This window comes from Burkholderia pyrrocinia (assembly GCF_001028665.1).
GTDB lineage: Bacteria > Pseudomonadota > Gammaproteobacteria > Burkholderiales > Burkholderiaceae > Burkholderia > Burkholderia pyrrocinia.
This window is the reverse complement of the sequence record NZ_CP011504.1, coordinates 3,041,883-3,068,646: the sequence shown is the minus strand read 5'-3', so window position 1 is coordinate 3,068,646 and position 26,764 is coordinate 3,041,883. Positions and strand designations below refer to the sequence as shown.

Genomic DNA, 26,764 nt, shown 5'->3' with positions numbered 1-26,764 from the left:
CGGTGCGGCGTGCGCGGTCAGCTATCGAACGCGACGACGATGCGGCGCCATGCGCCGTCCTGCGCTTCCTGTTCGACGCGCGCGCCGCGGACGGCGACCGAGCCTTGCAGCGACGCGGGCAGCAGGATCTCGACGCGGTCGGCCGGGCGGGCCGGGCGGCCGTCCCAGCGGACCGACACGCCGAGCACGCCCGACGCCTCGCGGCCGGTCTCGATGCGCCACAGTCCGTATTCGCCGTCGCGCCATGCTTCCGTCTCGCCGTCGTCCTCGACGCATTCGCCGTACGCGACGCCGTCCTCGATGCGCGGCGCGACGAGGAAGCCTCGCGTGTCGGCGCGCGCACCGAAATGCTGTGCCGCGACGTTCAGCGGCAGCACGCGGCCTTCGCGCAGCAGCATCACCGGTGTATCGAGCGGCGCGGGCAGCGTCACGCTCGTGCCGCCGTCGAACGACTGCGCGCTCGCGCAGCACGTCCAGCGCGCGCCCGACGGCAGGTAGACCGTGCGTTCCGTGCGACCGGGATCGACGACGGGCGCGACCAGCAGCGCGTCGCCGAGCATCATGTCGTCGCACTCGTCGTAGCAGCGCGCATCGGCCGGGAAATCGGCGAAGGTCGGCCGCAGTACGGGCTCGTAGCGGGTCGTCGACAGCCACAGCAGGTGATAGAGGTAGGGCAGCAGCCGGTAGCGCTGCTTGATCAGCGACGCGACCTGCGCGGCGATCTCCGGGTACATCCACGGTTCGTTGACGGTGCCGTCGTCATTCCACGAATGGATGCTGAAGCGCGGCATGAAGATGCCGAACTGCACCCAGCGCAGCAGGAGCTCGGGTGACGGCGCGGGCCCGGAGAAGCCGCCGATGTCGTGGCCGATGTTCGACACGCCCGACAGCGCGAGCCCGAGGCCCATCTTCAGGTTGTAGCGCAGCGTTTCCCACGACGTGTAGTTGTCGCCGGACCAGGTCTGCACGTAGCGCTGCATGCCGGCGCCGCCGGAGCGCGACACGAGGAACGGCCGCTGCGCCGGCGCATGCGCGCGCTGCGCGTCGCGCGACGCACGCATCATCAGCATCGTCTGCAGCACCTTCGCCTCGCGCGCGGGGAACGGCCGGCCGAAGCCGTGCGCGATCGCGTCGGGCGACCAGATCTCGTATTCGTTGTTGTCGTTCCAGGTCGACTCGATCCCGTACTCGAGCAGCGCCGACGTGACCTGCTCGCGCCACCAGCGGTACGCGTCCGGCTGCGTGAAGTCGAGATACGCGCCGACCTCGTCCCAGAACTGCACCCATGCAGGCTCGCCGGACGCCGAGCGGATCAGCAGCCCGCGTTTTGCGGCATCGTCGAATGCGGGATGGTCGCGCAGCAGGCACGGCTTGATGTTCGCGCACAGGCGGATGCCGTGGTCGCGGTAGTGCTTCACGAAACCCTTCGCGTCGGGAAACTTGTCGCGGTTCCAGTTGAACACGTAGCGCTTCGCGCCGATCGACGTATAGCCAGACGACAGGTGGAACGAATCGCACAGGATGTCGTGCGCGTCGCACTGCTCGACGAACTGGTTCATCTGCTGCTGCGCGTCCGGCGCATCGGTGTAGCTCATCGTCGAGCCCGAATAACCGAGGCCCCATTTCGGCGTGCGCGCGGGGCGTCCGGTGAGCCACGTGAAGCGCCGCGCGGCCGCGAGCGGCGTATCGGGCGATGCGATGAAGTAGTAGTCGAGATCGCCGTGCTCGGCGACGAAATAGCGGTACGGGCCGTGATAGTTGTCGAGCTCGCGGCCCATGTCGAACGAGCAATCCGACAGCGTGTCGTAGAACAGGCCGAACCCCTGGCACGCAGCGGGCGACCACGTGATGTAGAACGGGATGTGCTTGTACAGCGGGTCGGTGTGTTTCGCGCTGTAGCCCATCGCGTCGATGTTGCGCATCTCGAAGCGCGCGCCCGTGCGGTCGAGGTCGCCCGCGCGTTCGCCGAGGCCGAACACCTTGTCGCCGCGCTCGCGGGCGACGTAGTGATACGCGCGATCGTCCCACCAGCCGAAGTTGTATGCCTGCGTCGCGCGGTCGGCGAGCGCGACGCGCCATGCGCCGTCCGCGCCGCGCATCGACCACGTGCAATGGCCGCCTTGCCAGCGCACCGCGAGCCGGATCTGCGCGGTTTCGATGCGCAGGCCGTCGTCGTCTTCGACGAGGCTATAGGACGGCAGCGCGAAGCCGTCCAGGTCGACGCGGTCGCGCCCGTCGAGCGGCACGTCGTCGAGGCCCGGCGCGATCGACCATGTGCGCGGGTTGCGTGCCGTCGCGTCGGGCAGCACGCGCACACGGACGATGTCGTCCTCGAGCACGAAGATCTCGAGGGTCGCGCCCGCGTCGGACGCGAGCAGCAGGCGGTTGGCGTGCCGGCCGGCGATGCGGAACACGGGCGGATGAAGAAGCGAAGTCATGAATGCGATTCCTGGTGAAAGCGAATGTCAGGCGTGCCGTGCGAGCAGGCGTTCCTGCTTCGACTGCCCGCGGATCAGCACCGCGAGCAGCGTAACGCCGATGATGTCGAACAGGCCGAGGCACGCGAACAGCGGCGCATAGCCGATCTTGTCGGCGAGCGCGCCGACCAGCAGCGAGAAACCGAGCCCGCCGATCCACGCGGCCATCCCGGCGAAGCCGCTCGCGGTGCCGACTTCCTCGGAATCGAACACGTCGGCCGACAGCGTGTTGACGAGCGCGGAGATCATCTGGTGCGCGAAGCCGCCGACGCAGAACAGCGCGATGGCCGTGTACGGCGACGACACGAGACCGATCATCGCGGGCCCGAGCATCAGCACCGCGCCGAGCGCGACGCCGGCGACGCGCGACCACACGAGCGGCAGTTTGAATCGGTTGGCGAGATACGGCGACAGATAGCCGCCCGCGATGCCGCCGGCGTCGGCCGCGAGAAACGGCATCCACGCGAAGATCGCGATCTGCGCGAGCGGCATGTGGCGCTCGGTCGCGAGGTACAGCGGAATCCAGAAGCTGAAGGTCTGCCATGCGGGTTCGGCGAAGAAGCGCGGCAGCGCGATGGCCCAGAAGCGCCGCGCGGTGACGACGTCGCGGATGCGGCGCTTCGACACGGACGGCAGGGTTGCCTGGCCGTCGCGGATCAGCGCGCGCTCCTGCGGCGTGATGCGCGGATGATCGGCCGGCGAACGGTACTGCGTGTACCAGAGCGCGGCCCACACGAAGCCGAGCGCGCCGGTGACCATGAACGCCGACTGCCAGCCGAACCGCATCGAGATGAACACGACGAGCGGCGGCGCGATCGCGGCGCCGAGCGACGTGCCCGCATTGAAGTAGCCGACCGCGACGGATTTCTCGCGATCGGGAAACCATTCGGCGACGGCCTTCATCCCCGACGGAATCGCGGCGGCCTCGAACAGCCCGAGAAAGCCGCGCAGGATGCCGAGCGACAGCCAGCCCGACGCGAAGCCGTGCGCGACGCCGACCACCGACCACAGCATCGCGAACAGCGCAAACCCGAGCCGCAGCCCGATCAGGTCGACGATGAACCCGCACACGGGCTGCATGATCGTGTAGCCGATCTGGAACGCGCCGACGATGTACGAATACTGCTGCGTCGAGATCGCGAATACCTGCTTCAGCTCGGGGGCGAGCACCGCGAGGGAGTTCCGTGCGAGGTAGTTGAGGATCGTGCCGAGACATACGAGCACGATGATCCACCAGCGCAACGCCTTGACTGTTTTCACTACTGTCTCCTGTTGGGCAGGGCGGGCATGCGGCACCTGCCTGATCCATGCAAGCCGTCCGGTCAGGCCGGCTTTATCGGCTTATTCATACGATGTCCGATCTTGATAGGCGCCGATTTTACCGGCTTATATCGAAATTCCGCTGTTCGAGCGAACATTTCGTCGTCGTCGGATACGGATGTTATCTGACGACTGATCATTTTCGAGCATCCTATGTTCGAATTCGAATCCGGTCAACGTGAATTTGCATTCGAACGAACATGATCGGGGTTTTCCCGAGGGCAGGGGCAACGGCGTGCGCAGAGAGGCACGGCGGTTGCGTGCCGGATGCCCGTGCGGCGGGGCTGTGCGATGGCCGGGCGATCGGTGGACGACGGATGAGCCGTGACAACTCTGATGAAAATTTATTTTTTTCTCGGCTGCGGATTGTGTAAATTGATTTTCATCCACCTTGCAATGACCATTCGCATGACGCCTCTCGATCAGCACGACGCCAGTCACGACGAACCCGCGATCGCCGAGCGGATCGCGTCGGCGATGCCGTTGATGACGCCGATCCATCGGCGCATGGGCGAATTCGTGCTCGCGAATCCGTTTCGCGCGGCGACGATGCGGATCGATGAACTCGCGCAGGCCGTGAATGCGTCGATCGCGACCGCGAACCGCTTCGCGAAGGCGCTCGGCTTCGACGGCTATCCGGCGATGCGCGCGGCGCTCGTGCGCGGCTTCGAGGCGACGCTCGGGCCGGTCGAACGGCTGCGCTCGGCGCAGGAGCAGGAGCCCGGCGTACGCGGTGCCGCATGGATCGACGCGGTGTTCGACCAGGCTGTCGCGAACATCGAGAACACGCGCGCGCAACTGGACGCGGCCGATGTCGAGGCCGCGGTCGAGGCGATCGTCGGCGCGCGGCGCGTGCTGATCCTCGGTGCGGGGTCGAGCGCGTTTCTCACCGGGCTGATGGAGCACGGGCTGTCCGTGTGCCACGACAGCGTACAGTCGCTCGCGCTGCTCGGCGGCCCGTCGCATGCGGCGCGGCGCCTGTATACGGCCGACTCGCGCGATCTCGTGATCGCGCTCGCGTTTCCGCGCTACGTGAAGGACACGATCGAGCTGGCCCGCCGCGCGGCGGCGCGCGGCGCGCGCGTGCTCGGCATCTCCGACGGCCCGCAATCGCCGCTTGCGCCGATCGCGTCGCTGAACCTGTACGTCAAGGCCGAACGGCGCTTCGCGGCCACGTCGGAGGCGGCCGTGCTCACGATGATCGAGGCGCTGATCGATGCGGTCGCGCTGCGCACGCACCGGTCCGCGAAATCTGCCGCCGAGATGACCGAATTCCTGCTGCCGTGGCTCGTGCAGCCGCAAGCGGCGCTGCAGGCCGCCAACCCTTCTTCCACCCGTCCGAAAAAATCATGACTTCAACCGCGATCGTCGCGATTCACGGCGGCGCAGGCACGATCCTGCGCGATGCGATGGATACCGACACCGAACGTCGGTACCGTGCCGAACTGACCGCGATCCTGCAGGCCGCGCAGCAGGTGCTGGCCGACGGCGGCAGCGCGCTCGACGCCGTCACCGTCGCGGTGCGGATGCTCGAGGACTGCCCGCTGTTCAACGCCGGGCGCGGCGCGGTGTACACGGCCGAAGGCAAGCACGAACTCGACGCGGCGATCATGGATGGCGCGACGCTCGATGCCGGCGCGATCTGCTGCGCGACGCGCGTGCGCAATCCCGTGCTTGCCGCACGGCGCGTGATGGAGGCAAGCGAACACGTTCTGTTTGCCGGCGCGGGAGCGGATGCGTTCGCGGCCGCGCAAGGGCTCGAACTCGCGGAACCCGGCTACTTCGACACCGAAGCGCGCCATGCGCAGTGGCTCAAGGCGCGTGCGGCGGCCGGCATGATGCTCGATCACGATGCGGCGACGTTCGCGTTCGGCGCATCGCAGCCGCAGCCGGCCGAGCCGCTCGATCCGGATCGTAAGCACGGTACGGTCGGCGCGGTCGCGTGCGACCTGCACGGCCACATCGCGGCGGCGACGTCGACGGGCGGCATCACGAACAAGCAGCCGGGGCGTGTCGGCGATTCGCCGATCATCGGCGCCGGCTGCTACGCGGACGACGCGACCTGCGCGGTATCGTCGACGGGCACCGGCGAGATGTTCATCCGGCTCGCGACCGCGCATGACGTTGCCGCACAGATCGCGTATCGCGGCGCATCGCTGGCCGACGCCGCGCACGACGTCGTGATGAACAAGCTGTCGCGCCTGGCGGGCCGCGGCGGGATCATCGCGGTCGACGCGCACGGCAACGTCGCGATGCCGTTCAACACCGAAGGGATGTACCGAGGCTACGCGCGTGTGGGCGAAGCGCCTGTCGTCGGCATCTATCGCGACGACGCAGCCTGATTCCGGATCGCACGAGGAGAACCGCATGACTTCGAGCCGTAACCCGTCGGGCCTGGCGCTGCCCGAGCAGCGCGTCGTCGCCGTGGACGACCTGTCGGTCACGTTCCGCCGCGAAGGCGCGACGTTCGACGCGGTGCGCAACGTGTCGTTTCACGTCGATCGCGGCGAGACGCTCGCGATCGTCGGCGAATCGGGTTCCGGCAAGTCAGTCACGTCGCTCGCGCTGATGCGGCTCGTCGAGCATGGCGGCGGCGCGATCACGGGCGGCCGGATTGCGTTCCGGCGCCGCGGCGGCGCGCTCGTCGATCTGGTGCAGGCGAACGCCGCGACGATGCGCGGCATCCGCGGCTCGGACATCGCGATGATCTTCCAGGAGCCGATGACGTCGCTGAACCCGGTGTTCACGGTCGGCGACCAGATCAGCGAGGCGATCGCGCTCCACCAGTCGAAGAGCGCGGCCGAAGCACGCGCGGAAGCGCTGCGGCTGCTCGATCTCGTGCGCATCCCGGAAGCGCGCCGCGTGTTCGTGCGCTATCCGCACCAGTTGTCCGGCGGGATGCGGCAGCGCGTGATGATCGCGATGGCACTGTCGTGCCGGCCCGCGCTGCTGATCGCCGACGAGCCGACGACCGCGCTCGACGTGACGATCCAGGCGCAGATCCTGCAACTGGTTCGCGGGCTGCAGGACGAGATGAACATGGGCGTGATCTTCATCACGCACGACATGGGCGTGGTGGCCGAGGTGGCCGACCGCGTGCTCGTGATGTATCGCGGCGAGAAGGTCGAGGAGGGCGAGTCGGACCGCATCTTCGCGGCGCCCGCGCATCGCTACACGCGTGCGCTGCTCGCGGCCGTGCCGCGGCTCGGCTCGATGCAGGGCACCGATGCGCCCGAGAAATTCCCGCTGCTGAAGGTGGACGGCGCGAGCGCCGCGGCACCGGCGCCTGGGGCGAACCACGATGTGCAGCCGCCCGTCGATCAGGCCGCGCCGCCGATCCTGCGCGTACGCGATCTCGTCACGCGCTTTCCGGTGAAGAGCGGCGTGTTCGGCCGCGTGTCGCAGTACGTGCATGCGGTCGAGCGCGTGAGCTTCGAGCTGCGCGCGGGCGAGACGCTCGCGCTGGTCGGCGAGTCGGGCTGCGGCAAGTCGACCACCGGCCGCTCGCTGCTGCGCCTCGTCGAGTCGCGGAGCGGCTCGATCGAATTCGACGGTCGCGACATCAGCGCGCTGAAGGGCCCGGACCTGCAGGCGCTGCGCCGGAACATCCAGTTCATCTTCCAGGATCCGTTCGCGTCGCTGAACCCGCGTCTCACGGTCGGTTTCTCGATCATGGAGCCGCTGCTCGTGCACGGCGTCGCGAGCGGCCGCGAAGCGCAGGCGCGCGTCGACTGGCTGCTCGACAAGGTCGGCCTGCCGCCCGAGGCCGCGCGTCGTTACCCGCACGAATTCTCGGGCGGCCAGCGCCAGCGGATCGCGATCGCACGTGCGCTCGCGCTGAACCCGAAGGTCGTGATCGCCGACGAATCGGTGTCGGCGCTCGACGTGTCGGTGCAGGCGCAGATCGTCAACCTGATGCTCGACCTGCAGCGCGAACTCGGCGTCGCGTACCTGTTCATCTCGCACGACATGGCCGTCGTCGAGCGCATCAGCCATCGCGTCGCGGTGATGTATCTCGGCCAGATCGTCGAGATCGGCCCGCGCCGCGCGGTGTTCGAAGCGCCGCAGCATCCGTACACGAAGAAGCTGATGAGCGCGGTGCCCGTGGCCGATCCCGCGCGCCGGCATGCGCCGCGCCAGCTCGCGGCGGACGAGATCCCGAGCCCGATCCGCGCGGTCGGCGACGAGCCGGTGGTTGCGCCGCTCGTCGCGGTCGGTCCCGATCACTACGTCGCGACGCATCGCGTCGGCGGCGCGTACTGAACGCGCGGGAGGTCGCATATGGACCGCAGCTGCGCACGAGCGAGGCAACGGCGTCTTTATCCCGAGCGGGGGCAGTCACGCCGCGATTTCAACCATGCGTTACCGAATCATCCACAGGAGCCCAACAAGATGAACAAGCCGTATTCGTTCCCGATGTTCCGTCCGCGCGCGCTGCTCGCTGCGGGTGCCGGCGCGTTCGCGCTGTCGGCCGCGGTGCCCGCGTTCGCGCAGCAGACCGCAGTGATGGCGGTGGATTCGACGTTTACGACGATGGACCCGTACGACGCGAACGACACGGTGTCGCAGGCCGTCGTCAAGTCGTTCTACCAGGGGCTGGTCGGCTTCGACAAGGACATGAAGCTCGTCAACGTGCTGGCGACGAGCTACGACGCGAGCGCCGATGCGAAGACCTACACGATCAAGCTGCGCCAGGGCGTGAAGTTCCATGACGGCACCGATTTCAACGCGGCGGCCGTGAAGGCGAACTTCGACCGCGTGACCGATCCCGCGAACCACCTGAAGCGCTACAACATGTTCCGCGTGATCGAGAAGACCGAGGTCGTCGATCCGTACACGGTGAAGGTCACGCTGCGCGAGCCGTTCTCGGCGTTCATCAACACGCTCGCGCACCCTTCGGCCGTGATGATCTCGCCGGCCGCGATGAAGAAGTGGGGCCGCGACATCGCGCTGCATCCGGTCGGTACCGGTCCGTTCGAGTTCGTCGAATGGAAGCAGACCGACGACCTGAAGGTGAAGAAGTTCGCCGGCTACTGGAAGAAGGGTTACCCGAAGATCGACGCGATCGACTGGAAGCCGGTGGTCGACAACAACACGCGCGCGGCGCTGATGAAGACGGGCGAAGCGGATTTCGCGTTCCGCATTCCGTTCGAGCAGGCGGCCGACCTGAAGGGCAACCCGAAGGTGGATGTCGTCGAGCGGGCATCGATCGTGCAGCGCTTCGTGTCGCTGAATACGCTGCAGAAGCCGTTCGACAACCCGAAGGTGCGCCAGGCGCTGAACTACGCGGTAAACAAGGAGGCGCTCGCGAAGGTCGCGTTCTCCGGTTTCGCGACGCCGGCCACCGGCGTGGTGCCGCAGGGTGTGGACTACGCGACGAAGCTCGGCCCCTGGCCGTACGACCCGGCGAAGGCGCGCGCGCTGCTGAAGGAGGCCGGTTATCCGAACGGCTTCGAGACGACGCTGTGGTCCGCATATAACAACTCGACGTCGCAGAAGGCGATCCAGTTCGTGCAGCAGCAACTCGCGCAGGTCGGCGTGAAGGTGCAGGTGCAGGCGCTGGAAGCCGGCGAGCGCGTCGCGAAGGTCGAGAGCGCGCCGGATCCGGCGAAGGCGCCGGTGCGGATGTACTACATCGGCTGGTCGTCGTCGACGGGCGAGGCGAACTGGGCGATCACGCCGCTGCTCGCCGCCGCGTCGGCGCCGCCGAAGCTCGTCAATACCGCGTACTACAAGAACGACGCGGTCGACGGCGATCTCACGAAGGCGCTCGAGACAGTCGATCGCACGAAGAAGGCCGAACTTTACAGCGACGCGCAGAAGCAGATCTGGGCCGATGCGCCGTGGATCTTCCTCGTGCAGGAGAAGATCGTGTATGCACGCAGCAAGCGGCTGCAGGGCGCGTACGTGATGCCGGACGGCTCGTTCAACTTCGACGAGATCTCGCTGAAATGACGGCGGTTTGCCCGCCACGCGACGCCGGCGGCGCAATCCGCCGGCGCGTTGACCCGATCGGTGCCCCATGCTGAATTTCCTCGTCAAACGCCTGTTCGGCCTGCTGCCCACGCTCGCGATCGTCGCGGTGCTGGTGTTCATGTTCGTGCACCTGCTGCCGGGCGATCCGGCGCGGCTCGCGGCCGGCCCCGAAGCCGACGACGCGACGGTCGCGCTCGTGCGCGCCGATCTCGGCCTCGACAAGCCGATGCCAACCCAGTTCGCGAATTTCTTCATGAAGATCGCGCACGGCGATTTCGGCATGTCGACCCGCAGCAAGCGGCCGGTATCGACCGAGATCGGCGAGCGCTTCATGCCGACGCTGCTGCTGACGCTCGTCAGCATGGTGTGGGCGACGCTGTTCGGGATGGCGATCGGGATCGCGTCGGCGGTGTGGCGCAATCGCTGGCCCGACCGCATCGGGATGACGATCGCGGTGTCGGGCATCTCGTTTCCCGCGTTCGCACTCGGCATGCTGCTGATGGAGATCTTCTCGGTGAAGCTCGGCTGGCTGCCGGTCGTGCCGGACGGCACGTGGAAGAGCTACGTGCTGCCGTCGCTGACGCTCGGCGCCGCGGTCGCGGCCGTGATGGCGCGCTTCACGCGCGCGTCGTTCGTCGAGGTGCTGAACGAGGATTTCGTGCGCACCGCGCGAGCGAAGGGCGTGCACGAGCCGATGGTCGTGCTCAAGCACTGCCTGCGCAACGCGATGATCCCGGTCGTCACGATGATGGGGCTGCAGTTCGGCTTCCTGCTCGGCGGCTCGATCGTCGTCGAGGCCGTGTTCAACTGGCCGGGGCTCGGGCGCCTGCTCGTCGACGCGGTGACGATGCGCGACTACCCGGTGATCCAGGCGATCGTGCTGCTGTTCTCGCTTGAGTTCATCCTGATCAACCTGACCGTCGACGTGTTGTACGCGGTCATCAACCCGACCATCCGGTTCAAGTGAGGCGAGCATGAACGCGACTGTCCAGACCGCGGCACCGGCCGCATCGACCGCGATCCGCACGCCGTGGCGCGAATTCTGGCGCAAGTTCCGCAAGCAGACGGTGGCGCTCGTCGCGGGCGGCTTCGTGCTGGCGCTCGTCGTGCTGGCATTCGTCGGCCCGCACATCGTGCCGTTCGATCCGGAAAACTATTTCGACTACGACGCGCTGAACGCGGGGCCGTCGGCCGTGCACTGGTTCGGCGTCGATTCGCTCGGCCGCGACATCTTCAGCCGGATCGTCGCCGGCACGCGCATCTCGCTCGCGGCCGGCTTCTTCTCGGTCGCGCTCGGCGCGCTGATCGGCACCGTATTCGGGCTGCTCGCCGGCTACTACGAAGGCTGGTGGGATCGCATCACGATGCGCATCGCCGACGTGCTGTTCGCGTTCCCGGGCATCCTGCTCGCGATCGGCGTGGTCGCGATCCTCGGCAACGGGATGGTCAACGTGATCTGCGCGGTCGCGATCTTCAGCATCCCGGCGTTCGCGCGGCTCGTGCGCGGCAACACGCTGATGCTCAAGCACATGACCTACGTCGAGGCCGCGCGCAGCATCGGCGCGTCGGACTGGACGATCATCATGCGGCACATCCTGCCGGGCACCGTGTCGTCGGTCGTCGTCTACTTCACGATGCGGATCGGCACGTCGATCATCACGGCCGCGAGCCTGTCGTTCCTCGGGCTCGGCGCGCAGCCGCCGACGCCGGAGTGGGGCGCGATGCTCAACGAGGCGCGTGCCGACATGGTGACGGCGCCGCACATCGCGGTGTTCCCGAGCCTCGCGATCTTCCTGACCGTGCTCGCGTTCAACCTGCTCGGCGACGGGCTGCGCGACGCGCTCGATCCGAAGCTGGAGCGCCGTTGATGCCTGCTGCACCGATGTGGGCCGCGACGCTGCCGGCCGGGCCGCGCGGCACGATCGCCGACGTGCCGGGCGTGACGGTCGGCCATTGCACGCTCGATGCCGGCAACGTGCAGACCGGCGTGACCGTCGTGAAACCGCATCCGGGCGATGTGTACCGCAGCAAGGTGCCGGCCGGCGCGGCCGTGATCAACGGCTTCGGCAAGAGCGTCGGGCTCGTGCAGGTCGACGAACTCGGCACGCTCGATACGCCGATCGCGCTGACCAATACGTTCGGTGTCGGCGCGGTTGCACAGGCGCAGATCCGCGCGGCGATCGCCGCGAATCCGCAGATCGGCCGCGACTGGCCGACCGTCAACCCGCTCGTGTTCGAATGCAACGACGGTTACCTGAACGACATCCAGGCGTTCGCGGTGACGGCCGCGCATTACGACGACGCATGCCGCGCCGCGTCGCACGACGTCGCACGCGGCGCGGTGGGCGCCGGGCGGGGGATGTCGTGCTTCGACCTGAAGGGCGGGATCGGTTCGGCATCGCGCGTCGCCGTCGCGGCAGGCAGGCCCTATACGGTCGGCGCGCTCGTGCTCGCGAATTTCGGCCGGCTGCCGATGCTGACGCTCGGCGGCGTGCCGCTCGGGCGCATCGTCGCGCAACGGCGGGCGTCCGGGGCCGCGCACGCGGCGCCGCCCGAGCAGGGTTCGATCATCCTGTTGCTCGCCACCGATGCGCCGCTCGATGCGCGGCAACTGTCGCGGCTCGCGCGCCGCGCGGGCGCGGGGCTGGCCCGCACGGGTTCCGTCTACGGGCACGGCAGCGGCGACATCGCGCTCGCATTCTCGACCGCATACACGATCGCGCACGACGCGTCATATGTCGCGCTGCCGGCCCTCGTGGCCGATGCGGCGCTCGATCCGCTGTTCATGGCCGCGGCCGAAAGCGTCGAGCACGCGATCGCCGATGCATTGCTGCAGGCCGTGACGGTGACCGGCCGCGACGGCCACGTGCGGCAATCGCTGCGCGACGCGCTTCCCGACCTCGACCCTCTGCTCAACGCACACCGTCCCAACTATTCATGAAGATCCTGATTTCGACCGACATCGAAGGCGTCGCCGGCGTGTTCGCCACCGAGCAGACGCGCGCCGGCAATCCGGAATACGAGCGAGCGCGCCGCTGGATGACCGCGGAAGCGAACGCGGCGATCGAAGGCGCGTTCGCGGGCGGCGCGCAGGCCGTCTGGATCAACGATTCGCATGGCGGCTATCGCAACCTGCTGCCCGACGGGCTCGATGCGCGCACGCGCGTCGTGCTCGGCAAGCCGCGCACGCTCGGGATGATGGCGGGCCTCGAGCAGCAGCCCGACCTCGTGTTCATGATCGGCTATCACGCGAAATCGCAGACGCGCGGCGTGCTCGCGCACACGATCAACAGCTTCGCGTTCACGCAGGTATGGCTGAACGGCGTCGAGCTCGGTGAAGCCGGGTTGTACGGCGCGCTGGCGCGCGAATATGGCGCGCACGTCGCACTGGCAACCGGCGACGACGTGTTCGCCGAGGAAACGCAGCCGCTGTTTCCGGACGCGCGTTTCGAGACGGTGAAGACAGCCGGTGGCGCATCGAGCGGCGACACGCTCACGCCTGCCGCATCGTGTGCGCGCATCGCGACCGCCGCGCGCGAGACGGTTGTGCAGGCGCTGTCGTCCGGTTGTCGCGCGGGCGCACATCGCCCCGCGCCGGCCGCTTGCACGCTGCGCGTGCAGACGGCCGCGCTGGCCGACCTGTTCTGCGTGCTGCCGTCGCTCGAGCGCGTCGATGCGGTGACGCTGCGCTTCGACGGGCCGTCGGTCGAGCATGTGGTGCGCACGCTGAACAGCCTGTCGGCGATGTCGTTCATGCTGAGGTGATGCGCGCCGCAACGATGCCGCTTGCGTGCGGCGGGTCAGTCGCTGGCGACGGGGTGTGCTGCCGCGGCGAGCAGGAACGCTTCCATCGCCGCGACCAGCGCGAGCGGCGTCTCGTTCATCGGATAGTGGCCGGCGTTGCGGAGCACCTCGACGGTGGCGCACGGATAGCGCCGCAGGTAGGTGCGCGCCATCAGCGCCGCGTCGAACGCCGGATCGTGTTCGCCGATCAGCACTTTCACCGGATGGATGCCCGCGATCTCGTCGCTGAAATCCGTATCGGCCCACGCGCGGAAGTACGCGCAGAACGCAGGCGCCGACGAACAGGCTGCCGAATACGCGGCTTTCCACTCGACCCAGGCGGCGGGCAACCGGCCGCCGGTGCTGCGATCGATGATGGTCCTGCGATCGGCGAGGGTGTCGGCGGCGCGCTCGAATAGCGCGCGTCGCTCGGCGTCGAATGGCAGGCCGCCGCACGGCACGGGCGCGATCGGCACCAGCGCGCGTACGCGTTCGGGCGCGACGGCGGCGATTTTCTCGATCGCCATGCCGCCCATCGAATGGCCGACGAGGCTGAAGGTCGGGAAGCCGAGCATGTCGGCGAGCGCGAGCGTGTCGGCGGCGATCTCGTCGATCGTGTAGTTGCCGCGTGCGTCGCGCATCCGGCCGTAGCCGCGATAGTCCATGAACACATAGCTGAAGCGGTCGCGCGACAGCCACGCTTCGACGGGTTCGAACGCGCGGGCGTCGCCGAACCAGCCGTGCAGCACGAGAACAGGGTGGGGGCCGTCCCCCACGCGATGAAACGTATTCGGCATCTCCGCTCCGATGAGGTTGTTATCCGGCCGATCAGGCCGACGGGTCTTGCGGCCGTCAGGTCGCGCAAGCGTGGAGCGGATCGTAGATGGATCGAGGGAGACCCGCCTTCGATATCGGGTCATTGATGATGGAATTCGGGCCGTGAGAAATACGCTGTTAGATCCCTACGAACACATTCCCCGGAGCGTGGTCGTGACCGCCAACGACTATGCGGCGGGCACGACGTTTCCGGAACACGCGCACGGGCGCGGGCAATTCGCGTTCGCGTCGCGCGGCACGATCAGCGTGTCGACGCCGCACGGCCGCTGGCTGGTGCCGCCGCAGCGCGCATGCTGGGTGCCGGCCGGCGTGCGGCACGAAATGACGATGACCGGGCCGGTCACGATGCTCAACACGTTCGTGTCCGGCGACGCCGCGCAGGAAGCGGGCCTGCCCGGGCAGTGCGGCGTGTATGGCGTGTCCGCATTGCTGCGGCAGCTGATCGACGATGCGATCGACCTGCCGGCCATGTACGACGTCGATGGCCGTGCGGGCAAGCTGATGGCGCTGCTGATCGCGGAAATCGCGACGATGCCGCGCCTGTCGCTGCATGCGCCGCTGCCGGCCGACGCACGGCTGGCGAAGGTCTGCCGGCACCTGTTCGCGTCGCCGTCGATCGCGGCCGATCTCGACCGGGTGGCCGCCGACGCGGGCGTGAGCCGGCGCACGTTTACGCGGCAGTTCCGCGCGCAGACGGGCGTGAGTTTTGCCGCGTGGCGTCAGCAGGTGTGCATGCTCGCGGCGATTTCCCGCCTGAGCGACGGGCAGCAGGTGACCCGCGTTGCGCTCGATCTCGGGTATGCGAGCGCGAGCGCGTTCACGTCGGCGTTTCGCCGCATTCTGGGCGACACGCCAAGCCGGTATCTTGAGATTCGGCGCTAGGCGGAAGGATTCGGCGACGCGCACCATGCCCGTTCGCCGGTCGCAGCCGCAAAAAAATACGCGCCTGCCCAATTCGGTCAGACGCGTTTAAAGGCACTCGGTCAGAAAAAATGCGCGCACAGCAAGCGGGGCGGTTGCGCGCATTCCTTGCGTAATTATTGCTTCTTCCGATTCAATTCGGTCGGCGCGTTGCGGATAACGAAGGATACGCCGCATAACGCGCAAACGATACACCGCCGAACGGACGATTCATGTGCTGTCGCAGCATGCGTTTCAATCGCGCGTTTGATGTAGGGGCAGAAGTCCCGACCAATGGACATCGGCAACCGTGTCCCGGCGCGATGCGGTGCAGCATCGAAACATTGACGGCACAGCAAAAACGCTGCGTGGCGCGATGCCTGTCGGTATCGCGCCACGCGGCGGTGCGTCTGAATCCGGCCGGCCTGCGCCGGCAGGTGCGTCAAACGTCGAAGAACACCGTTTCGTCCGGCCCCTGCATGCGGATGTCGAAGCGGTAGACGACCGGGCGGCCCGGCTGCGCGTCGCGTTTCGCGACGAGCGTCGCGCGGCGCTCGGCCGGTACCGCGTTCAGCACGGGGTCGGCTGCGTTCGCCGCGACCTCGTCGTCGAAGTACACGCGCGTGAACGCGTGGGTGAGGATCCCGCGCATCATCACGGTCACGTTGACGTGCGGCGCTTCGTCGGCGGCGATGCGGCCCGGCTTCACCGTCTCGACGACGAAGCGGTGCTGCGCATCGGTGCCCGTGCCGACTCGCGCGAAACCGGTGAAGCCGGATTTCGCGATGTCGTCGCGCGATGCAGGGAAGCGGCCCGCGCTGTCCACCTGCGTGAATTCGAGCACCGCGTCGCCGACGACGTTGCCGTCGCCGTCGAACACCTGCCCGACCAGCAGCACGTGCTCGCCGTCGGCGTGCGTCGCGGCGATCGTCGGCGTGAACAGGCTTTTCAGGTCGTAGTCGTATTGCTGCGGGCACAGGCCGTATGCGAAGTACGGGCCGACCGTCTGCGAAGGGGTTTGCTTCAGCGTCGTCATGGTTCAGCGCTCCATCGGGGTAGCGTCGCGGCCGCGCAGCACGATGTCGAATTCGTAGCCGAGCGCATAGCCTTCTTCGGTGATGTCCATCGAGAAGCGCGAGATCAGGCGATCGCGCGCGGCCTCGGGCGTGCCCTGGAAGATCGGGTCGTACGCGAGCAGCGGGTCGCCGGGGAAGTACATCTGCGTGACGAGACGCGAGCCGAAGTAATCGCCGAACAGCGAGAAGTGGATGTGATTCGGGCGCCACGCGTTCGGATGGTTGCCCCACGGATAGGCGCCGGGCTTGATCGTCAGGAAGCGGTAGCGGCCTTCGTCGTCGGTCAGGCAGCGGCCCGCGCCGAGGAAGTTCGGGTCGAGCGGCGCGTCGTGCTGGTCGACCTTGTGCACGTAGCGGCCGGCCGCGTTTGCCTGCCACACCTCGACGAGCGTGTTGCGCACGGGCTTGCCGCCTTCGTCGAGCACGCGGCCCGTGACGACCATGCGCTCGCCGAGCGGTTCGCCGTTCTTCACGGCGTTCTTCGTCAGGTCGTGGTCGAGCGCGCCGAGATCTTCCGCGCCGTAGACGGGCGCGTACTGGTCGCGCAGCTTGTCCTTCAGCGGGATCAGCGGGCGGGTCGGGCCGCGCTTCACGGACGAACGGTACTCGGGGTGGACATAGGCCGGATGCGACGGCCAGTCGCGCGGCGTGAGGATCGTGGGGGAATCCATCGGGCGTCTCCTGATAGGTATTTCGCGAAGTGGATGGCAGGACTGTAGCTAATCCGGAAAGTTATGCAAAATGACCTTTTTTCGCGAGACGCATAACCGTTCGTTATGTTCGCGGCGCCAATGAAAAATCCGCCGGACAGGATGCCTGTCCGGCGGATGAAAGCGATCGGGCTTCGCGTCGTCGGTGACGACCCCGTGCACGGCCCTCCAGCCAGCCCGTCGCTATTTTTTGTCTTTTGTTCTTGTTGTTATCCGGCCTCCCTGAGCCTGCCCGTTGTCATTTGCAGCCGGGATCGAACACGATCCCGTCGAATTCGAGCGACAGCGTGCCGCTGCGCAGCAGTACGGCCGGCGTCGCGGCCCGGTCGGCGCCGAGCACGTCGCTCACGTACTGCGCGCAGAACCCGCGCCGCGCCCTCAGGTTGAAGCGGTTGCCGAGCAATGCGTCGATCCGCCGTTCGGCCGTCGCATGCACGTTGCGCTGCTCGTCGGCGGTCGGTGCCGCGACGCGGCGCGCCAGCGCGATGCGGCCGCCGTCGGTATGGGCGACGAAGCGCGACAGCGGCGTGAGCTTCGTCCACGCAAACGCGGGCTCGGCGATCACGGGTTCGTCGCCCGACGTATCGACCACGATGCCGAAGCGATTGGCCCATGCGCCCGTCGTGCCTGCCGCGTCGCGTGGCGAGCCGGCCGGCACGCGGATGAACACGAGATCGCCGACATGCGCGCTGGCGGCCAGCGTGCGGACGGTGGCGAGCGGCATCGTGCGATCCGTGTCGCGTGCATCGCGCGGTGCGGTGTGCTGCGGTTCGTAAGCGGCGGTGTCGGTTCGGGTGGCCATTTCGGCTCCGTCGTTGAGTGACAGGACGGAGCGGATTATGCAGACAAGTATCCGAAAGTGTTCATCTGTATGCGCAGGTAGCCTAATATCCGACCTTAAGCATCATTTTTCGATACCAAAATGACCGAACCCGCCCAACTCATCGAAACGCTGAAGCGCCAGTTGAAGGCGCAGGGAATGACCTACCGCGACGTCGCGCGTGCGCTCGACGTTTCCGAGACGAGCGTGAAGCGGCTGTTCGCGAGCGGCCGCTTCACGCTGGAGCGCGTCGCGGAGATCGCGCAGTTGCTCGGCTATACGCTGGCCGAGCTCGTGCAGGAGGCATCGGCGTCGGCGCCGAGGCTGCACGTGCTGACCGAGCAGCAGGAGGCGCTGCTCGTGTCGGACGTGAAACTGCTGCTCGTCGCCGTCTGCGCGATCAACTACTGGACCGTGCAGGACATCGTGTCGGCCTATCGCGTGACGAAGGCCGAGTGCGTGAAATACCTGCTGATGCTCGACCGGATGAACGTCGTCGCGCTGCTGCCGGGCGACCGGATTCGCGTGCGCGTCGCGCGCGATTTCGACTGGCTGCCGGGTGGGCCGATCCGCCGTTATTTCCATGCGCACGCGCTCGGCGATTTCCTCGACAGCCGTTTCGACGGCGCGGGCGAGACGATGACGTTCTCGCAAGGGATGCTGACGGAGGCCGCCGCCGCGGAGCTCGAACTGGAATTACGCCGGCTGCGCAGCAAGGCGGCCGCGCTGCATGCGGAATCGTCGTCCGCGCCGCTCGGGCAGAAGCACGGGACGGGTTTGCTGATCGCGACGCGGATCTGGGAGCCGACCGGTTTCCACGCGCTGCGGCGTGATGCGTGACGTTTCACCGAATGCTTGGGACTATCCGGAAAGTTATGCAAAATGGCATTTCATCGTCACTCACATAACCACACGTTATGAATAACCGTATCGCCGACGGCCGCGTCAAGTTCCGGCACTTGCAGTGCTTTCTCGCGGTCGCGCAGTTGGGCGGCGTGCAGAAGGCGGCCGAAAGCCTGTCGATCACGCAGCCGGCCGTGTCGAAGACGATCGCCGAACTGGAGGCGATCCTCGGCGTGAAGCTGTTCGAGCGCAGCCGGCAGGGTGCGCAGCCGACCCGCGAAGCGCAGTTGTTCATGCCGCATGCGAACGCGTGCGTGCTGGCGCTGCGGCAGGGCGTCGGGCTGCTCGCGCGCGAGGGCGGGGCCGCCGCGGCGACGCTGGAAATCGGCATGCTGCCGACCGTCGCGGCATCGCTTGCGCCTGCGTTGATGAAGGCGCTGGCCGAGCGCTGGCCGCGCATCGTCGTGCGGATCGCGACGGCCGCGAACGCCGATCTGCTGGAGCGCCTGAAGTCCGGTGCGATCGAATGCGCGATCGGGCGACTGTCGGAGCCGGAGCGGATGATCGGGCTCGCGTTCGAGCAGTTGTACAACGAGCCGCTCGTCGCGGTCGTGCGCGCCGGGCATCCGCTGCTGTCGAGCGCGGCGCCGGCCACCGAGCTCGCGCGCTATCCGGTCGTGCTGCCGCCGTACGGCACGCTGATCCGGCAGTCGGCCGAGCAACTGCTCGGCGCATGCGGCGCGCCGCCGCTGGATTCGTTCATCGAGGTGTTGTCGGTATCGGTCGCGCGCGCGCTGGCGCTCGAGAACGACGCGGTGTGGTTCGTGCCGCTCTACGCGGCCGAATACGATCTGTCGGCAGGTGCGCTGGCGCGCCTGCCGCTGCCGTCCGCGGGTACCGACGAGCCGGTCGGGCTCATCCTGCGCACCGACGCGCAGCCGTCGCCGGTCGCACGGACGCTGATCGATGCCGTGCGCGACATCGCGCGGTCGCGGTTCGGCGACAAGCGCCCGCACCGGACGCCACGCGCCGCGCGCAAGCCGGGGCGCAGCGATCGCTGATCCTTCGTGCCGGGCGACAAGCCCGGCTCAGTCTTTTTCTCCGCTTCCGGATTGGCCATCCGGCCAGTAGCCGTCCTCGTGGTGCTTGGCATATCGTATCGTTTTTGGTACGATTGGTGACAAGACGATGGCGAGACAGCAGATCCAGGTCACGCTCGGCGTGCGGTTCTTTCGCACGGCCCGAGGCAACGAGCCGGTGCGCGAATGGCTCAAGGCGCTCGGGCAAGTGGAGCGAAGGGCGATCGGCGAAGAGATCAAGACCGTTCAACTCGGCTGGCCGCTCGGCATGCCGCTGGTCCGGAAGATGGCGAAGGATCTATGGGAGATCCGCGTGATGCTGCCGGGGCGGAGCGCCCGCGTGCTGTTCACGGTCGTCGGCGACACGATGGTCCTGCTGCACGGCTTCTTCAAGCAGTCGCGGGCCACGCCGTCGGACGATCTCGACGTCACCGTCGCGCGCCTGAAAGCGCTGACGCACGCCATTTGAATTCCCGGTTGCGCCGCAACCCACCGTCGTCGACGGTCGGGCAGCCGGCAACGCCATGCATTGGAGTACGACATGACGACCACGAACAACCCGCATATCGGCAGCGACTTCGATACCTTCCTCGAAGAGGACGGCAATCTCGAAGCGGCCACCGCCACCGCGATCAAGCGCGTGATCGCGTGGCAGATCGGGCAGGAAATGAAGGCGCAGCACATCACCAAAACCGCGATGGCCGCGCGGATGAAAACCAGTCGTGCGGCGCTCAACCGGCTGCTCGACGAAACCGACACGAGCCTCACGCTGGCGACGCTCGCGAGCGCGGCCGCCGCGCTCGGCAAACGGCTCAGCTTTGAGCTGGTGCCGGCCTGACCGAAGCGATGCGCGCGGCGATCCGGCCAGCGATTCGGCCAACGATCTGCCGGCGCGTCGCCGCGAGCGGGCGGGTGTCAGCCCGCGCGCGCACGGCCGGTCATTTGCGCGGCCCGGTCACCCGCAGATAAAGCAGCGCGCCGCCCGCGAGCAGCAGCGGGCACAGGAGATACCAGCCCGTCGTCAGGAACAGCCCGGCAACCGCAACCAGCGAAATCCACGCGCAGCGGTAAGCGATGCCGCCGCGCGGTAGCAACTTCAGCGCGGCGGCCGCACCGAGCCCATACACCATCACGAAACACCCGGACGTTACGAGCACGAGCGGTTTCGGTCCGACGTCCGAGATCGTCGTCGCGGCCAGCGCGACGGCCGCGAGCACGGCGATCACGCCGAGGCTACGGCGCGGGACGCCGCCGACCTGGCTGCCTTGCGCGAGCCACGCGGGCAACGCGCCGTCGCGCCCGAGCGCCGCGCCGAGCTTGGCCGCGCCCGCGAAATACGCGTTCATCGTGCCGAGCGTGAGCAGCAGCGCGGCCGCGGCTGCGAGCACCTGCGCGTGGCCGCCGATGCCGCCCGCGATCAGTTCGGCGAGCGGCGCGCCCGAGGCGCCGGCAGACGGCCCGAGCACCGTCACGCTCGCGGCGGCGACCGACAGATACAGGAACCCGACGACCACGACCGCAATGGCGGCCGAGCGCGGCATGTCGTGCGCGGGCCGGCGGAATTCGGCCGCGAGATGCGTGATCGCTTCCCAGCCCGCGAAGCTCCATACGAGCAGCGCGGCGGCCTGGCCGACCGCGAGCCAGCCGTGCGGTGCGAACGGCTGCAGGTTCGCGGTGCGCGCATGCGGCGCGGACGCCAGCACCGCGGCGACCAGCAGCGTGACGAGCAGCGCCGACAACACGAGCTGCATGCGGCCCGATACGGTGACGCCGAACGCATTCGCGGCCGACACGGTCGCGATCAGCGCGGCAGCCGTGACGATGACCGTCGTGTGCCCGCCGCCCGTGACGGCCGCGACGTACGCGCCGCCGAACATCGCGGCGGCCGGCGCGCCGGCCGGCACCGCGAAATAGAAGCACCATCCGACGATCGCCGCCGCTTTCGGCCCGAATGCGCGCCGCGCGTAGGTCGAAACGCCGCCCGCGTCGGGATAACGTGCGCCGAGTGCGGCGAAGGTGGCCGCAAGCGGCCCGGACAGCACGACGAGTGCGGCCCATGCGAGCAGCGACGCCGGGCCCGCGACCTCGGCTGCCAGCGCAGGCAACGCGATCACGCCGGTGCCGAGCACCGCGCCGATATACAGCGCGGCGCCCTGGAAAATGGTCAACGAGCCCGCGTGATGAGCGGCGGGCGAGTCGGCATGCGAAGTCATGAGCGGCAGTCTCCGGAAGTCTTGTTTTGTCTGGGCGCGGGAGCCCGCGCGGGCAATCGTCCGATGCTACCCGAACGCTGCCGGCAGCGCGGCCCGGCGATCAGTAGTCCGTGGATGTCAGCAGTGGCGCGCGAGCCGCAGGCGCGCATCCTCGCGCGCGGCGGGCGACAGTTCGGGTGCGTAGTGGAACGTACCCGACACGAGCGATGCGACAGGCACGCCGTCGCGGAACAGCACGCGATTGCCGGCCAGCGCCGGCACCTTGTCGCCGGGCAGCAGCGTGCCGGCGAGATTCAACGGGTCGGCGCCCGTCACGCAGACGTACTGCCCGTCGCCGGGTTGCCGCCGCAGCTCGCGCAGGATCGGAATCGCCTCGGGCAGCGCGAACTGCTCGCCCGCGAGCCCGGCGACGAAACGACCGCCGCGAATCTCGCCGCGCGCTTCGAGGCGCTGCAGCACGCGCGCGAGTTCGCGCCAGCTCGGCAGCCAGTCGGCTTCGCGTTCGAGCAGCCGCCAGAACACGACGCCGTAGCGGCGCAGCAGCGTCCACGCGATGTGTTCGAGCGCGTCGGGATCGGTCGCGGCCGGGCCGCGTTTCGGCGCCGGCGCATCGTCCGGCGGCGCCTGACGCTGCACGAGCGCCCAGCGGCCCGCGTCGTCCATCCCGCCGATCAGCGCACCGCCGCGTCGCGTGCGCGGCGCATAGGTCGCGCTGCGCTTGACGGCCGGTTTCAGCAGCGCGCGCAGGCCCGCGTAGCTGTCCGCATTCACGAGGCCGGCCGATACGAGCTCGCCGAGTGCCTGTTCGAGTTCGACGGGCAGCATGTGCAGGTCGTCGAGCAGCGCATCGAAGAACATCGCGCCGTGCGCGGCGAGCGCGTCGCGCACCTGCGTGGCCCGCGCGGACAGCGCCGGTTGCGCGTCGGGGTCACGCAGCGCCTGCCATGCGGCGAGGTGGCGGCGCGGCAGCAGCACGATCGGCGTCGTCTTCACGGGTGTGCCGGCCGCGCGCGCCGGTGCGCCGATGCGCGTCCACACGAGCTTGCCCGAGCGGCACAGCTCGTCGAGGCCGCCCGCCATATAGTCGGTGAGCCGCGCGGGCAGCAGCGCGTCTTCCCATGCGCTCGCCGCGGCCTCGAAGCCTTCGAGTTGTTCGACGACGGCTGCGAGTGCATCGCGGCCCGTGCCGCGCGTGTCGGGCGTCAGGTGCTGCCAATGGAACAGGAAGCGCATGAAGTCGGCGCGTTCGACCGGTTCGATCTCGCGGCGCAGCCGCTTCACCGTATAGCGATGAATGCGCGCGAGCAGGTGGCGTTCGCACCATTCGTCCGTCGTCGCGCCCGGCGTGAACCGGCCGCGCATCACATAGCCTTCGCGCTCCAGCGCCGCGAGCGCCGTCGCGATCGACGCCGGCGGAAGGCCGAGCGGTGTCGCAATCGCGTCGAGCGCAAGCGGCCCGAAGCCGGTGAGCCGCGCGCGGACCACGTCGACGAGTGCGGCATCCGCTTCCCACGGTTGCGCGCAGGCGGCCGGCACCTTGAGCGCCGGTGCCACACGTGCGTCGGGATGCAGCGCACGCATGCACACGAGCCGTTCGACCGGCACCCACAGCGCGGCGCTGCCCGGCACGACGAGTTGCGTCGCGCGGCGGCGTTCCGCGAGTTCCGCGAGCCGGTCGGGCCAGCCTTCGTGTGCCTGTGCTTCGCTGTCGGCGACGCACGCGAGCGTGAGCAGCGCATCGTGCATTTCGTCGGCGTCGCGCACGAGCGGCCATGCTTCGTCGCGCACCGCATCGATCGCGTCGGCGTCGAGCGCGCCGAGATCGTCGGCCGATTCGGGATCGCTCCAGCGGCGCGACTGCACGGCCTGCGTGCGGCGCTCCTCGAGCGGCGCATCGTCGAGGAACGCATACGGTTTCGCGTTCAGGATCTCGGCCGCGAGCGGCGACGGCGCGGGCAGGTCGCGCGCGACCAGCTCGATCGCGCCGCTTTCGATCCGGCGCAGCAGCGCGAGCCAGCCGTCGGTGTCCATCGCGTCGTGCAGGCAATCGTCGAGCGTCTGGTCGACGAGCGGGTGATGCGGGATCTCGCGTTCGCCGACGATGTTCTCGATGCACGCGACCTGGTCCGGGAACACGGTCGCGAGCAGATCCTCGCTCTTCATCCGCTGCAGTTGCGGCGCGGTGCGCCGGCCGCCCGTGAAGCGCGGCAGCGCGAGCGCGGTCGTCGCGTTCCAGCGCCAGCGCACGCCGAACATCGGCGCGTCGAGCAGCGCCTGGACCAGCACGTGCTCGGCGCTGGCCGAACGCAGGTAGCGCCACACTTCGTCGAGCGCGAAGCTGTGCGCGAGCGACAGCGACAGGATGATCGCGTCGTCGGTCGCGGCGGCCTGCAGCTCGAAGTTGAAACTGCGGCAGAAGCGCTTGCGCAGCGCGAGCCCCCACGCGCGGTTGATGCGGCTGCCGAACGGCGAATGGATCACGAGCTGCGTGCCGCCCGATTCGTCGAAGAAACGCTCCATCACGAGCGTGTCCTGCGTCGGCAGTGCGCCGAGCGCGGCACGCGTGCGGGCGAGGTAGTCGGCGATCTGGCGCGCGGCGTCGGGCGACAGGTGGAGATCGTCGACGAGCCAGCGCAACGCCGGTGCGAGGCGGCTTTCGGCGGTGCTTGCGGCGGCTCCCGCTTGGGCTGCTGCCTCGCTCGCCGCGTTACCGCCCGCGCGATTGCGTCCGCCGGTGTCGGCTTGCCGGTCGCCGTCGGCGAACAACCCGTCGAGCCGCGCGCGCAGCCGGCCGACCGCCGCCGACAGCTCGTCGCTGCGCCCCGGCGCTTCGCCGAGCCAGAACGGAATGTTCGGCGACTGGCCCTGCGCGTCCTCGACGCGCACGCGGCCCGTTTCCACGCGAATGATCCGGTACGACTGGTTGCCGAGCTGGAACACGTCGCCGGCCAGGCTCTCGATCGCGAAATCCTCGTTGACGGTGCCGACCTGGATGCCCTGCGGTTCGAGCAGCACCGCGTAGTCGGCCATGTCGGGGATCGTGCCGCCCGACGTGGTCGCGGTCATCATCGCATTGCGGCGCCCGCGCACCGTACCGCCGACCACGTCGCGATGCAGGTACGCGCCACGCACGCCGCGGCGGCTCGTGAAGCCTTCGGCGAGCATCTTCATCACTTCGTCGAAGCGCTCGCGCGTCAGCCGCGCATACGGCGCCGCGCGCGTGAAGCTTGCATACAGCGCGTCCTCCTGCCATTCCGCGCACGCGACTTCGGCGACGATCTGCTGCGCGAGCACGTCGAGCGGCGCTTCGGGAATCCGCAATGCGTCGAGTTCGCCGCGTTGCACGCAATCGAGCAGCGCCGCGCATTCGACGAGTTCGTCGCGCGACAGCGGGAACAGCCGGCCCTTCGGTATGCCGCCGACGTGGTGCCCCGAGCGGCCGACGCGCTGCAGGAACGGCGCGATCCCGCGCGGCGAGCCGACCTGGCAGACGAGATCGACATCGCCGATGTCGATGCCGAGTTCGAGCGATGCCGTTGCGACGAGCAGCTTCAGTTCGCCGCGCTTCAGGCGCTGCTCGGCATCGAAGCGGTGCTCCTTCGCGAGACTGCCGTGATGCGCGGCGATCGATTCCTTGCCGAGCCGGTCGGCGAGATGGCGCGCCATGCGCTCGGCGGTGCGCCGCGTGTTGACGAACACCAGCGTCGTGCGATGCGCAGCCGCGAGCCCCGCGATCCGGTCGTATATCTGTTCCCACACGTCGGTCGCCATCACGGGTTCGAGCGGCACGTTCGGCAGTTCGAGCGCGAGGTCGCGCTCGCGCGTGTGGCCCGTGTCGACGATCGTGCAGTCGCGCGGCGCATCGGCCGGCCCGCCGACCAGGAACCGCGCGACCGCGTCGATCGGTTTTTGCGTGGCCGACAGCCCGATGCGCGGCAGCGCATGGCCGGCCAGCGCGTCGAGACGTTCGAGCGACAGCGCGAGATGGCTGCCGCGCTTGGACGATGCGAGCGCGTGGATTTCGTCGACGATGACCGAGCGCACGTTCGACAGCATCTGTCGTCCCGACGTGGACGACAGCAGCACGTACAGCGACTCGGGCGTCGTGACGAGGATGTGCGGCGCGCGCTTGCGCAGCGCGGCGCGCTCGGCCTGCGTCGTGTCGCCGGTGCGCACCGCGGTGCGGATCGCCGGCACCGGCAGGCCGAGTTGCGCGAGCGATTCGGCGATGCCGGCGAGCGGCGCGTCGAGGTTCACGTGGATGTCGTTCGACAGCGCCTTCAGCGGCGACACGTAGACGACGAGCGTCGCATCGGGAAGCGTGCCGTCGCGCGACAGCGCATCGCGCACCAGATCGTCGAGCGCGCACAGGAACGCGGTGAGCGTCTTGCCGGAGCCGGTCGGCGCGGCGACGAGCGTCGAGCGGCCGGCCTTGATGTGCGGCCACGCGAGCGCCTGCGCGCCGGTCGGCGCGGCGAACGTGCGCCGGAACCACGCGGCGACGGCCGGGTGGAACACGTCGAGCGCACTGGCGGCAGGGCGGGTAGCGGTGACGTCCATCGGAGCGTTGAAATGGGGTGCGAGCGTGCGGGCGGATCGCGCGAGAATCGAATCGCCAGTGTGCCAGACGTCGCGCGTGCGTGCCGGGCATCGCGTGCCGTTCCGGCACGCGCGTCGGCGATCCGGATCGAGATGGGGGCCCGCATCGCACTTTCAACGATGGACGTAAA

Annotated in this window: 21 protein-coding genes; 13 read left to right on the top strand and 8 right to left on the bottom strand. The window is 68.5% G+C overall.

Annotation, left to right across the window (positions count from 1 at the left end; translation table 11 throughout):
* Positions 1 to 17: 17 nt before the first annotated feature.
* On the bottom strand, positions 18 to 2,438 hold the full coding sequence (locus ABD05_RS29695; protein WP_047903494.1) for a glycoside hydrolase family 31 protein: 2,421 nt from the start codon (positions 2,436 to 2,438) through the stop codon (positions 18 to 20).
* A gap of 27 nt (positions 2,439 to 2,465) precedes the next feature.
* The gene (locus ABD05_RS29690) at positions 2,466 to 3,737 is read right to left on the bottom strand and encodes an MFS transporter (protein WP_047903493.1); all 1,272 of its coding nucleotides are present in this window, start codon (positions 3,735 to 3,737) and stop codon (positions 2,466 to 2,468) included.
* 468 nt (positions 3,738 to 4,205) lie between these two features.
* Here ABD05_RS29690 and ABD05_RS29685 point away from each other — a divergent pair, with 468 nt between their 5' ends.
* The 8 genes from ABD05_RS29685 to ABD05_RS29650 all read left to right on the top strand — a co-directional run bounded on the left by ABD05_RS29685 (position 4,206) and on the right by ABD05_RS29650 (position 13,538).
* A complete protein-coding gene (locus ABD05_RS29685; protein ID WP_082146287.1) occupies positions 4,206 to 5,150 on the top strand; it encodes a MurR/RpiR family transcriptional regulator in 945 nt (314 codons plus the stop codon).
* The gene (locus tag ABD05_RS29680) at positions 5,147 to 6,139 is read left to right on the top strand and encodes an isoaspartyl peptidase/L-asparaginase family protein (RefSeq protein WP_047903491.1); all 993 of its coding nucleotides are present in this window, start codon (positions 5,147 to 5,149) and stop codon (positions 6,137 to 6,139) included. Before ABD05_RS29685 ends, ABD05_RS29680 begins: the two co-directional genes overlap by 4 nt.
* A 25-nt stretch (positions 6,140 to 6,164) precedes the next feature.
* On the top strand, positions 6,165 to 8,060 hold the full coding sequence (locus tag ABD05_RS29675; protein WP_047903893.1) for a dipeptide ABC transporter ATP-binding protein: 1,896 nt from the start codon (positions 6,165 to 6,167) through the stop codon (positions 8,058 to 8,060).
* Positions 8,061 to 8,189: 129 nt separating this feature from the next.
* A complete protein-coding gene (gsiB, locus tag ABD05_RS29670; protein ID WP_047903490.1) occupies positions 8,190 to 9,752 on the top strand; it encodes a glutathione ABC transporter substrate-binding protein GsiB in 1,563 nt (520 codons plus the stop codon).
* Between the two features lie 67 nt (positions 9,753 to 9,819).
* The gene (gene gsiC, locus ABD05_RS29665) at positions 9,820 to 10,740 is read left to right on the top strand and encodes a glutathione ABC transporter permease GsiC (RefSeq protein ID WP_047903489.1); all 921 of its coding nucleotides are present in this window, start codon (positions 9,820 to 9,822) and stop codon (positions 10,738 to 10,740) included.
* A 7-nt stretch (positions 10,741 to 10,747) separates the two neighbouring features.
* Positions 10,748 to 11,641 (top strand): glutathione ABC transporter permease GsiD, encoded by an 894-nt coding sequence (gene gsiD / locus ABD05_RS29660; RefSeq protein WP_047903488.1) that lies wholly within the window; start codon positions 10,748 to 10,750, stop codon positions 11,639 to 11,641.
* On the top strand, positions 11,641 to 12,714 hold the full coding sequence (locus ABD05_RS29655; RefSeq protein WP_047903487.1) for a DmpA family aminopeptidase: 1,074 nt from the start codon (positions 11,641 to 11,643) through the stop codon (positions 12,712 to 12,714). Before gsiD ends, ABD05_RS29655 begins: the two co-directional genes overlap by 1 nt.
* Complete coding sequence (locus tag ABD05_RS29650) at positions 12,711 to 13,538, top strand: M55 family metallopeptidase (protein ID WP_047903486.1); 828 nt, start codon at positions 12,711 to 12,713, stop codon at positions 13,536 to 13,538. Before ABD05_RS29655 ends, ABD05_RS29650 begins: the two co-directional genes overlap by 4 nt.
* 35 nt (positions 13,539 to 13,573) lie before the next feature.
* Here ABD05_RS29650 and ABD05_RS29645 read toward each other — a convergent pair whose 3' ends face one another.
* A complete protein-coding gene (locus tag ABD05_RS29645) occupies positions 13,574 to 14,353 on the bottom strand; it encodes an alpha/beta fold hydrolase (RefSeq protein WP_047903485.1) in 780 nt (259 codons plus the stop codon).
* A gap of 142 nt (positions 14,354 to 14,495) precedes the next feature.
* Between ABD05_RS29645 and ABD05_RS29640 the strand changes: the two genes are divergently transcribed.
* Entirely contained in the window at positions 14,496 to 15,275 is a 780-nt protein-coding gene (locus ABD05_RS29640) for an AraC family transcriptional regulator (RefSeq protein ID WP_047903484.1), read from the top strand.
* A gap of 460 nt (positions 15,276 to 15,735) precedes the next feature.
* On the opposite strand, the gene pcaG is transcribed toward ABD05_RS29640, so the two are convergent.
* From pcaG to ABD05_RS29625, 3 genes are all read right to left on the bottom strand, one after another.
* Positions 15,736 to 16,329 (bottom strand): protocatechuate 3,4-dioxygenase subunit alpha, encoded by a 594-nt coding sequence (gene pcaG / locus ABD05_RS29635; protein ID WP_047903483.1) that lies wholly within the window; start codon positions 16,327 to 16,329, stop codon positions 15,736 to 15,738.
* Between the two features lie 3 nt (positions 16,330 to 16,332).
* Positions 16,333 to 17,040, bottom strand: a complete 708-nt coding sequence (pcaH, locus tag ABD05_RS29630; RefSeq protein WP_034179751.1) for a protocatechuate 3,4-dioxygenase subunit beta — start codon at positions 17,038 to 17,040, stop codon at positions 16,333 to 16,335.
* Positions 17,041 to 17,317: 277 nt separating this feature from the next.
* Entirely contained in the window at positions 17,318 to 17,881 is a 564-nt protein-coding gene (locus tag ABD05_RS29625; protein ID WP_047903482.1) for a YiiX/YebB-like N1pC/P60 family cysteine hydrolase, read from the bottom strand.
* Positions 17,882 to 18,001: 120 nt separating this feature from the next.
* Between ABD05_RS29625 and ABD05_RS29620 the strand changes: the two genes are divergently transcribed.
* The 4 genes from ABD05_RS29620 (at position 18,002) to ABD05_RS29605 (ending at position 20,659) form a co-directional block, all read left to right on the top strand.
* The gene (locus ABD05_RS29620; protein WP_047903481.1) at positions 18,002 to 18,739 is read left to right on the top strand and encodes a helix-turn-helix domain-containing protein; all 738 of its coding nucleotides are present in this window, start codon (positions 18,002 to 18,004) and stop codon (positions 18,737 to 18,739) included.
* A gap of 77 nt (positions 18,740 to 18,816) precedes the next feature.
* Complete coding sequence (gene pcaQ / locus ABD05_RS29615) at positions 18,817 to 19,803, top strand: pca operon transcription factor PcaQ (protein ID WP_047903480.1); 987 nt, start codon at positions 18,817 to 18,819, stop codon at positions 19,801 to 19,803.
* Between the two features lie 127 nt (positions 19,804 to 19,930).
* On the top strand, positions 19,931 to 20,290 hold the full coding sequence (locus ABD05_RS29610; protein WP_047903479.1) for a type II toxin-antitoxin system RelE/ParE family toxin: 360 nt from the start codon (positions 19,931 to 19,933) through the stop codon (positions 20,288 to 20,290).
* Positions 20,291 to 20,362: 72 nt separating this feature from the next.
* Positions 20,363 to 20,659 carry an XRE family transcriptional regulator gene (locus ABD05_RS29605; RefSeq protein WP_011355454.1) on the top strand — a complete coding sequence of 99 codons (297 nt, stop codon included), beginning with the start codon at positions 20,363 to 20,365 and terminating at the stop codon, positions 20,657 to 20,659.
* 100 nt (positions 20,660 to 20,759) lie between these two features.
* Here ABD05_RS29605 and ABD05_RS29600 read toward each other — a convergent pair whose 3' ends face one another.
* Together ABD05_RS29600 and ABD05_RS29595 are read right to left on the bottom strand one after the other, a co-directional pair.
* Positions 20,760 to 22,034, bottom strand: coding sequence for an APC family permease (locus tag ABD05_RS29600; RefSeq protein ID WP_047903478.1), 1,275 nt, complete (start codon positions 22,032 to 22,034; stop codon positions 20,760 to 20,762).
* 117 nt (positions 22,035 to 22,151) lie between these two features.
* Positions 22,152 to 26,594 (bottom strand): DEAD/DEAH box helicase, encoded by a 4,443-nt coding sequence (locus ABD05_RS29595; RefSeq protein ID WP_047903477.1) that lies wholly within the window; start codon positions 26,592 to 26,594, stop codon positions 22,152 to 22,154.
* Positions 26,595 to 26,764: the final 170 nt, after the last annotated feature.

What these genes read in the sequence shown, in the direction of transcription:
- ABD05_RS29675 (WP_047903893.1), top strand. Translation starts at nt 6,165, where the DNA reads ATGACTTCGAGCCGTAACCCGTCGGGCCTGGCGCTGCCCGAGCAGCGC.
- ABD05_RS29625 (WP_047903482.1), bottom strand. Translation starts at nt 17,881, where the DNA reads ATGGCCACCCGAACCGACACCGCCGCTTACGAACCGCAGCACACCGCA.
- ABD05_RS29605 (WP_011355454.1), top strand. Translation starts at nt 20,363, where the DNA reads ATGACGACCACGAACAACCCGCATATCGGCAGCGACTTCGATACCTTC.
- ABD05_RS29645 (WP_047903485.1), bottom strand. Translation starts at nt 14,353, where the DNA reads ATGCCGAATACGTTTCATCGCGTGGGGGACGGCCCCCACCCTGTTCTC.
- ABD05_RS29680 (WP_047903491.1), top strand. Translation starts at nt 5,147, where the DNA reads ATGACTTCAACCGCGATCGTCGCGATTCACGGCGGCGCAGGCACGATC.
- pcaQ (WP_047903480.1), top strand. Translation starts at nt 18,817, where the DNA reads ATGAATAACCGTATCGCCGACGGCCGCGTCAAGTTCCGGCACTTGCAG.
- gsiB (WP_047903490.1), top strand. Translation starts at nt 8,190, where the DNA reads ATGAACAAGCCGTATTCGTTCCCGATGTTCCGTCCGCGCGCGCTGCTC.
- ABD05_RS29650 (WP_047903486.1), top strand. Translation starts at nt 12,711, where the DNA reads ATGAAGATCCTGATTTCGACCGACATCGAAGGCGTCGCCGGCGTGTTC.
- ABD05_RS29620 (WP_047903481.1), top strand. Translation starts at nt 18,002, where the DNA reads ATGACCGAACCCGCCCAACTCATCGAAACGCTGAAGCGCCAGTTGAAG.
- gsiC (WP_047903489.1), top strand. Translation starts at nt 9,820, where the DNA reads ATGCTGAATTTCCTCGTCAAACGCCTGTTCGGCCTGCTGCCCACGCTC.
- ABD05_RS29695 (WP_047903494.1), bottom strand. Translation starts at nt 2,438, where the DNA reads ATGACTTCGCTTCTTCATCCGCCCGTGTTCCGCATCGCCGGCCGGCAC.
- ABD05_RS29595 (WP_047903477.1), bottom strand. Translation starts at nt 26,594, where the DNA reads ATGGACGTCACCGCTACCCGCCCTGCCGCCAGTGCGCTCGACGTGTTC.
- pcaH (WP_034179751.1), bottom strand. Translation starts at nt 17,040, where the DNA reads ATGGATTCCCCCACGATCCTCACGCCGCGCGACTGGCCGTCGCATCCG.
- ABD05_RS29600 (WP_047903478.1), bottom strand. Translation starts at nt 22,034, where the DNA reads ATGACTTCGCATGCCGACTCGCCCGCCGCTCATCACGCGGGCTCGTTG.
- ABD05_RS29685 (WP_082146287.1), top strand. Translation starts at nt 4,206, where the DNA reads ATGACGCCTCTCGATCAGCACGACGCCAGTCACGACGAACCCGCGATC.
- ABD05_RS29610 (WP_047903479.1), top strand. Translation starts at nt 19,931, where the DNA reads ATGGCGAGACAGCAGATCCAGGTCACGCTCGGCGTGCGGTTCTTTCGC.
- gsiD (WP_047903488.1), top strand. Translation starts at nt 10,748, where the DNA reads ATGAACGCGACTGTCCAGACCGCGGCACCGGCCGCATCGACCGCGATC.
- ABD05_RS29655 (WP_047903487.1), top strand. Translation starts at nt 11,641, where the DNA reads ATGCCTGCTGCACCGATGTGGGCCGCGACGCTGCCGGCCGGGCCGCGC.
- pcaG (WP_047903483.1), bottom strand. Translation starts at nt 16,329, where the DNA reads ATGACGACGCTGAAGCAAACCCCTTCGCAGACGGTCGGCCCGTACTTC.